This window comes from Enterovirga sp. (assembly GCF_035325185.1).
Classification (GTDB): domain Bacteria; phylum Pseudomonadota; class Alphaproteobacteria; order Rhizobiales; family Beijerinckiaceae; genus Enterovirga.
The window spans coordinates 19579-27325 of record NZ_DAOLAJ010000051.1 but is presented as its reverse complement, the minus strand read 5'-3'; the positions used below and the strand labels follow the sequence as shown (position 1 = coordinate 27325).

At 69.0% G+C, this 7747-nt stretch carries 6 protein-coding genes; 1 reads left to right on the top strand and 5 read right to left on the bottom strand.

The genetic code is table 11. From position 1 onward, the window contains the following. Nucleotides 1-143 (top strand): nucleotide exchange factor GrpE (gene grpE, locus PKD06_RS11655; RefSeq protein ID WP_324380351.1); only part of this gene is annotated, 143 nt, incomplete at its 5' end. A gap of 82 nt (nucleotides 144-225) precedes the next feature. Here grpE and PKD06_RS11650 read toward each other — a convergent pair. The 5 genes from PKD06_RS11650 to PKD06_RS11630 form a co-directional block, all read right to left on the bottom strand. Next, nucleotides 226-1158 (bottom strand): hypothetical protein, encoded by a 933-nt coding sequence (locus tag PKD06_RS11650; protein ID WP_324380346.1) that lies wholly within the window; start codon nucleotides 1156-1158, stop codon nucleotides 226-228. A gap of 95 nt (nucleotides 1159-1253) precedes the next feature. Continuing rightward, complete coding sequence (gene dapB / locus PKD06_RS11645) at nucleotides 1254-2057, bottom strand: 4-hydroxy-tetrahydrodipicolinate reductase (RefSeq protein ID WP_324380350.1); 804 nt, start codon at nucleotides 2055-2057, stop codon at nucleotides 1254-1256. A 14-nt stretch (nucleotides 2058-2071) separates the two neighbouring features. Further along, nucleotides 2072-3184 carry a chorismate synthase gene (aroC, locus tag PKD06_RS11640; RefSeq protein ID WP_324380345.1) on the bottom strand — a complete coding sequence of 371 codons (1113 nt, stop codon included), beginning with the start codon at nucleotides 3182-3184 and terminating at the stop codon, nucleotides 2072-2074. Nucleotides 3185-3246: 62 nt separating this feature from the next. Next, a complete protein-coding gene (locus tag PKD06_RS11635) occupies nucleotides 3247-3588 on the bottom strand; it encodes a hypothetical protein (RefSeq protein ID WP_324380344.1) in 342 nt (113 codons plus the stop codon). A 61-nt stretch (nucleotides 3589-3649) separates the two neighbouring features. Continuing rightward, entirely contained in the window at nucleotides 3650-7690 is a 4041-nt protein-coding gene (locus tag PKD06_RS11630) for a Pls/PosA family non-ribosomal peptide synthetase (protein ID WP_324380343.1), read from the bottom strand. Nucleotides 7691-7747 lie beyond the last annotated feature (57 nt).

Below are 7747 nucleotides of genomic sequence, written 5' to 3'. Positions count from 1 at the left end.
AAGTGCCGGGCGGCACCGTCGTCCAGGTCGTCCAGAAGGGATATGCGATCGGCGACCGCGTCCTGCGGCCAGCCATGGTCGGCGTCGCGAAGGGCGCCCCGAAGCCGACGCCGGGGCCCGCGAGCGAGTCCGAGGGAACCTGAGAGGAGCCCGCGAGCCCCTGGATCCCCTTCCCGGCCCTTCGGGCCGCCGGGGATGACAGGGAAGCGTCGAACGCATCGCGCCCTATTTGGGCGCGATGCTGTCGACGATCCGGCGCAGGCGGGGGAAGGCGGGGTCCCCCTCCCCGGGGCGGACGATTTCGACCCTGCGGATATAGCTGTCCGGCTCGAAGCGGATCGTCTGCATCACGACGACATCCTTGCCCGAGCGAACATCCCTCGCCTTCGCGACCAGTTCGTGCCACTCGGCCCCCCCTTGCCGGTAGCCCTGGGAGCGCTCCAGGACCGCGTCCTTGATGAAGCTGTTGGACAGGAGGCCCCCGCGGGCGAAGGTCTCGCGCTGCGCCGCCACGGGCGGCGGTCCGAAGGATTCGGCGACGATCAGGATCGGTTGGGCGACGTCCTGGACCACGTCGCTCGGCCCGTCGGTGAGAAGGAGCGAGTTCCCCGCCATCGTGCGGACCGGTCGGAAGCCGGCGCGGTCGCCGATCGAGAAGGGCAGCGCCTCGATCTTCTCGTCCAGCGTGAGCGGCGGCCGGAAGGCGACCGTGCGCATCGCCTGCTCGACGGCGGCGATCTCCTCCGGCTTCGATCCGGGCGGCAACTGCCCCATCACCAGCGCGGTCATCGACGAATCGGCGGCGAGGAGCAGCGACTTGATCATGCGCCGGCCGCCTTCCACCTGCTCGCCGGTCACCATGATGGCGGTGCCCGAGCCGACCGGGACCTTGTCCCGCGACCTCAGCGCGAAGCCCTGGGCCTTCAGGGCCTGATCGGTGAGGCTCGCCGCGAGGCTCGGGAAGGCGTCGGGCGGCATCTCGACGAGGAGGATGCCCGCGCCGGTCTCGGCGTTGCGGAAGCCGGTGAGGCCCCGCGCAGGCGCCATATGCGCGGGAGGAACGAGGCCGATGCGCGAGCCCGGAGGGAAGACGGGCTGCGCGGCCCAGGCCAGGGAGGCCGCGACGAGCGACAGGAGGCTGAGAAGGACAGGTTTCATGATCCGCCGGCTATCGGGGCCCAACTGGCCGTTGCGGTCAAGCCTGCGCAGATGTGACGCGACGTAGCGTCGAGGCACCCCCGCCGGCCCGCCTCTCAATCCGACAATCCGAGCACGTCGCTCATCGTGTAGTAGCCGGGCTCGCGATCCCGGACCCAGAAAGCCGCGCGAAGAGCGCCGTTGGCGAAGAGGCCCCGGTCCTCTGCCTTGTGCGACAGCTCGATGCGCTCGCCCTCGGTGGCGAAGATGACCGAATGCTCGCCCACGACGCTCCCGCCCCGCAGCGCCGCAAAGCCGATATCGCCCGCGCGGCGGGCCCCGGTCTGGCCGTCCCGCGAGCGGACCGAACGCGCGGCGAGGTCGATCTCCCGCCCCTCCGCCGCCGCCTGCCCGAGGAGAAGCGCCGTTCCTGAGGGGGCGTCGACCTTCATGCGATGATGCATTTCGAGGATTTCGATATCCCAATCGGCGCCAAGCGCGCGGGCGGCCCGGCGCACGAGGCTCGCGAGGAGATTGACGCCGAGCGACATATTCCCGGACTGGACGATCCGCGCGCCCCGGGTGAGGGCGCGCAACTCGTCGAGCTGCGCCGCCGAAAGCCCCGTCGTGCCGATCACGTGGACGAGCCCCCTCGCCCCGGTGCGGCGCGCGACGTCGAGGGTCGCCGCGGGCGCGGTGAAATCGAGGACGCCATCCGCGCCCTCGAGCGCCGCGTCGATATCGTCCGTGATTCGAACGCCCGTCGCCGCCACCCCGGCCAGCAGGCCGGGATCCTGCCCGAGGAACGGCGATCCGGGTCGCTCGACCGCCGCATGGAGAGAGGCGTTTTCTCCTCCCTCGACGGCCCTGACGAGCATGCGGCCCATGCGGCCGCCCGCTCCCATCACGACGAGGCGCATGCTGGACATGCCGGTCAACCTTCCTGGATTCGTGCGGCCGCCGGACCGACCTGCGCGCGGTGGCGCAGGAGATGGTCCGCGAGGACGCAGGCCATCATGGCTTCTCCGACCGGGACGGCGCGGATGCCGACGCAGGGATCGTGGCGCCCCTTGGTGACGATCTCCGCCTCCCGTCCCTGCCGGTCGATGGTGCGGCGGGGCGTCAGGATGGAGGAGGTCGGCTTGACCGCGAAGCGACAAACCACGGGCTGGCCGCTGGAAATGCCGCCCAGGATGCCCCCCGCATGGTTCGACAGGAAGACGGGGCCGTCGTTTCCCGGCCGCATCTCGTCGGCATTCTCCTCGCCGCGCAGAGCCGCCGTGGCGAATCCGTCTCCGATCTCCACTCCCTTGACGGCGTTGATCGACATCATCGCCGCCGCGAGATCGCCGTCGAGCTTGCCGTAGACGGGGGCTCCGAGACCCGCCGGCACGCCCTCCGCCACGATCTCGACCACGGCGCCGACCGAGGAGCCCTCCTTGCGGATTCCGTCGAGATAGTCCGCCCATTCCCCGGCCGCGACCGGATCCGGGCAGAAGAGCGGGTTGCGCGGGACCTCGTCCCAATCGAATCGCGCACGATCGATGGCATGCGGTCCCATCTGGACGACGGCCCCCCGGATCGTCACGCCGGCGAGGATCTTGCGGGCGATCGCACCGGCCGCGCCGCGCGCCGCCGTCTCGCGGGCCGAGTAGCGCCCGCCGCCCCGATAGTCGCGGATGCCGTATTTGACGTCATAGGTGTAGTCGGCATGGCCCGGCCGGTAGAGGTCCCGGATCTCGGCATAATCCTTGGACCGCTGGTCAGTATTCTCGATCAGGAGCGCGATCGGGGTGCCGGTGGTCAGCGCCCCTCCCGTGCGGTCGTCGCAGAACGTGCCGGAGAGGATGCGCACCGCGTCGGGCTCGCGCCTCTGGGTCGTGAAGCGGGATTGCCCCGGCCGCCGCCGGTCGAGATCGGCCTGAATCTCGGCCTCCTCCAGCGGAATGCCGGGAGGGCAGCCATCGACGACGCAGCCGAGCGCCGGCCCGTGGCTCTCGCCGAAGGTCGTGACGCGGAAAAGGTGTCCGAAGCTGTTATGCGACATCGTCCGCGCGCTTTAAGCCATGCCGCGAAAAAGGGGAAACCCTCCCGAACGCGGCCGCGGGGTCAGTGCGCGGTGCCGAGCGCCTTGCGGCGGGCGCGGCGGCAGCGTTGCAGGAACTTGTGCCGGCCGAGGCCGAACAGTTTCCGCTTCGCCGCCTGCTCGCGGCAATGGGCCTTGTCGGCGGCCCGCTGGGGAGACGGGGCGCCTCGGCGCAGGGCGCTGTCAGCAGAGCCGTCCGGCTTCCCCGGCGCGGCAGCGGGACCCGGCAGGGGATGCTTCACGGGCGTCGTGGGCGCGGCGACCTGTTTTGGCTCGTCGGCGAAAGCAGGACCGATCGAGGCCATCGACACGGCCGCGGCGAGGACGGCGACCGCTGCGATTCCCTGGGAAAGGTAGGTGCTCACGTCGTTTCGATCCTTGCGCGAGGCCATCTAGGCCCTGTTGCAAAATCCCGTCCAGGCGGCATCACGCCGCCGCCCGCTCTCCAGCCTGGGAGATGAAGGGCATGGCCGGCGCTCCCGACCATTCGGTATGGGCGGGAATGCTCTCGCCCCTCATGACGACGGTCAGGTTGTGGAGGCGCGCGAAATCCCCGACCTTGGTGTCGTAGAGGACCGTCGTGTTGGCTCCGACCACGACGCCCCGGCCGAGTTCGATCCGGCCGACCTTCATCACCCGGTCCTCGTAGAGGTGGGTCTGGAGGACGCCGTGATCGGCGATGGTGCAGAAATCGCCGATCTTGATGCAATCGAACTCGGTGACGTCGGTGCAATCCATCCAGATGCCCTTGCCCATCTTCGCGCCGTAGATCCGCAGGATCCAGGGCAGGAACGGGGTGCCGCGCATGAATTCCAGCGATGCCTTGCCGACGAGGCCGCCATAGAGCACGGCCACCGCCTCTGTCCGCAGGGCCCACCAGGACCACATGGGCTTCATGATCGGCTTGTAGGCGCCCATGAGAAGCCATTTCACCGCCGCCGACAGCAGCACCATCAGGAGCGCGATGACGATGCCGCTCGCGAGGAAGACCGCGATCGCCGCCGCGAAGTTTCCCGAATCGAGCGGCTGGGCGAGCAGGTCCGCCGTGATGTAGCCGCAGGTGATGAAGACCGCCGTCGGCATCGAGGTGTGGATGCCCTCGAAGATCGCCCGCGCCGTGAAGAAGCCGGCCGAGGGCTGGTAGGTCTTGCCCAGGGAGACGTCCACGCGCTGGCGGGTCGGAACCGAGATCGCAGGCGTGCCGAACCAGGTCTCGCCCGGCTTCGTGACAAGGCTGTCCGGCAGCTTCGACTTCACGCCGAGGAGCGTGTCGTCGGCGAGGTCGGCCCCCTGCGCCACCACGGCGTCGTTGCCGATGAAGACGCGGTCGCCGGTCTTGACCTTCTTCATGGTCATCCAGCCGCGCCGGACCTCCTCGTCGCCGAAGATCACCTCGTCGCCGAGGAAGTTGTTGGCGCCGATATCGACGAGATCGTAGCGGCCGGCGAGATTGGCGGAGATCTCCGAGCCCCGGCCGATCTTCGCGCCCATCAGCCTGTACCAGTAGCGCATGTAGATCGTGGCATAGAGCGAGTTCAGCGTCTCGAGCATCACCTCGGTCGCGAGGCCGATCGTCCATTTGCGCATGTAGAACCAGCTATGGATCGAATAGGTGCCGGGCCTCACGCGCGGCAGGACGATCCAGCGCAGGGCGACGATGATGACCATGGAAGCGACGAGCAGGATGAAGGCCGTCGGCCAGGCGAGGAAGGGCAGGCTCGACCAGGGGACGTTGTAGCTGTCCCCGCCGCCGAACCAGCTGTCGAAATTGTAGAGGACGAAGAAGGCCGGGAAGATCGGCACGAGGCCGAGCATCAGGACCACGATATAGGCGGCGAAATACACCACCCCCTGGATGCGCCGGCGCACAGGCGTGGTCTCAGGCAGTTCCGCCAGGCTCTGCGGGTCGATCGAGCGGATCTTGCGGGCGGGCGAGCCGTCCCAGTGCTCGAAGGCCCCGACGCGGGTATCGGCCGGAATCGAGGTCAGGTCGGACAGCTCGACGCCCCGCTCGAGCACCGTGTCCCGCCCGAGGACGCAGGAATTGCCCGTCTGCACATCGGGTCCGATCTCGATCCTGCCGATGATCATCTCGTTGCCGATGATCTCGACATTCGAGAAGCGGTTCTTGAGGCCGGTCGAGGCGTTGTCCCCGATCGAGATGAGGTCGACCGCGCCGGCCTCGAATTCGGCGATGACCGCATCGCGGCCGATCTTCGCCCCGAGGAGCCGGAGGTAGAAGCGCATCAGCGGCGAGCCCTGGAGGAACTTCAGCGTCGTGACCTGGAGCATGCGCTGCACGAACCAGACGCGGAAGTAATAGACGCCCCAAAGCGGATAGCGCCCCGGCTTCGTGCGGCCGATGACCAGCCATTTGAGCCCGACGATGAGGATCTTCGTGCCGATATTGATGACCGTGTAGAGGACGAGCAGCCAGGCCATCTCGGCGAAGAAGCCGATCTCGCCACCCTGGATCAGGAAGACCGAGGCGATGAACAGGCCGAGCCATTGCAGCGTCACGAGCCCGATGATGAAGGGCAGCGCGACGGCCTGGGCGAGGCCGCACAGGAAGCGGCGCAGGAGCGGCGGCGGCTCGAAGGAAAGGTCCTGCGCCACCATGCCGCCGCCGACGCCTCCGGTGCGGACGACGAGATCGGCGGCGATCGCACGGATGTTGCGAAGGCGATAGACATCCTGGAGCGTGATCGAGGCGAGGGCCGGCTCCTCCCGGACAAAGGAGACGAATCGCGCCGCCAGCAACGAATGGCCGCCAAGCTCGGTGAAGAAATCCCCCTCGAGCGCGAGGGATTGCTGGCCCAGCGCGCGCTTGGCCGCCGCGAGCAGGACGGCCTCCGTCTCGGTTTGCGGCTCCTCCTGCTCGCCCGAATCCTGCGCGAAGGCGAGCGGCACGGCCCGCAAGGCCTTCCTGTCGACCTTGCCCGAACTGAGCCGGGGCAGCACGGCCACGGGCTCGAAATGGTCCGGCACCATATAGGGCGGCAGCTCCTTGCGAAGCTCGCTCTTGAGCGCGGAAAGATTCGGCTCGGCGCCCCGCTCCGGCACCATGAAGGCGACGAGCCTGTCGAGGCCCTCGTCCTGGCGCAGCACCACGGCGGCCTGATTGATGCCGGCCAGATGCGACAGGCGCGTCTCGATCTCGCCCAGCTCCACCCGGAAGCCGCGGATCTTGACCTGGTCGTCGATGCGGCCGTGGAAGGCGAGGTCGCCGTCTTCCGTCAGGCTGACGGCGTCGCCCGAGCGGTAGAGGATCGGGTCGCGGCCGTCGCCCCCGAAGGGATTGGCGACGAATTTCTCGGCCGTCAGTTCCGGGCGCTTGAGATAGCCCTTGGCGACGCCGGGGCCACCGATCCACAATTCGCCCTGCTCGCCGGGGCCGAGAAGGCGGCCGTCCTCCGCGACGACATAGGCCGTGTAGTTGGCGATGGGGCGGCCGATCGTGACGGCCGCGCCGGGACGCGCCTCGCAGGCGGTCGCGACCACCGTCGCCTCGGTCGGGCCGTAGGTGTTGAGGAGCCGGCAGCCGGGCTTCGACCAGCGTGCGACGAGGGGCGCCGGCAGGGCCTCGCCGCCCATCAGGATCAGGCGCAGGCTCGGCACGTCGCGCCCGATCATGGCGAGCAGGGTCGGCACGGTGTCGAGCACCGTCACCCCGCCCTCGGCGAGGAGGTCGGGCAGCCGCTCGACGTCGCCGATCATGGCGGGCGTCGCGACGAGCAGGGTCGCGCCGACCTTGAGCGGAATCCAGATCTCCTCCATCGACAGGTCGAAGGCGACGGAGGCGCCCTGGAAGACGACGTCGTCGGAGCGGATCCCGTACAAGTCGTTGGCCGAGCGCAGGAAATGGCAGATGTTGCGCTGGCTGATGACGATGCCCTTCGGCACGCCGGTCGAGCCGGAGGTATAGATCAGGTAGGCCGGATGATCGCCGGTGAGGCCGGGAGCCCTCGCCGGCACCTCCTGCGCGTCGCTCTCGTCGACGAGCTGGCCCGGGGTGAGGATCGGCACGCCGGTCGGCGCCTGGGCCGATTTGGCGGGGCTCGTCAGGAGGGCGAGGGCCTGCGCGTCTTCGAGACACACGGCGACCCGGTCGGCCGGCGCGTCGGCATCGAAGGGCAGCCAGGCGGCGCCCGTCTTCGTGATCGCGATCTGCGAGACGAGAAGATCGGGACCGCGCTCCATCCAGAGGCCGACCATCGATCCCGGCCCGATCCCGAGGCGCAGGAGGCCCCGCGCGATGGCGTCCGAGAGACGATCCACCTCCGCATAGCTCAGGCGCCTGTCGCCAAAAGCCATGGCGAGGTGATCGCCGCGCAGGCGACAGGTCGCCGCGAAGATTTCCGACAGAGTCTCGTCCCGCAGGAGATCGGGGCGGACGTCGCCGTAGAGAATCGCCGGCTCGGGCCGGCCGCTCTCCTGACGGCGGAGCGCGCTGGACGCAGACGTCATTGCTTCACCTAGGCTTTCCTGCTCGCCCACTCGTCGTCTGTCGGCCACGATGGTTGA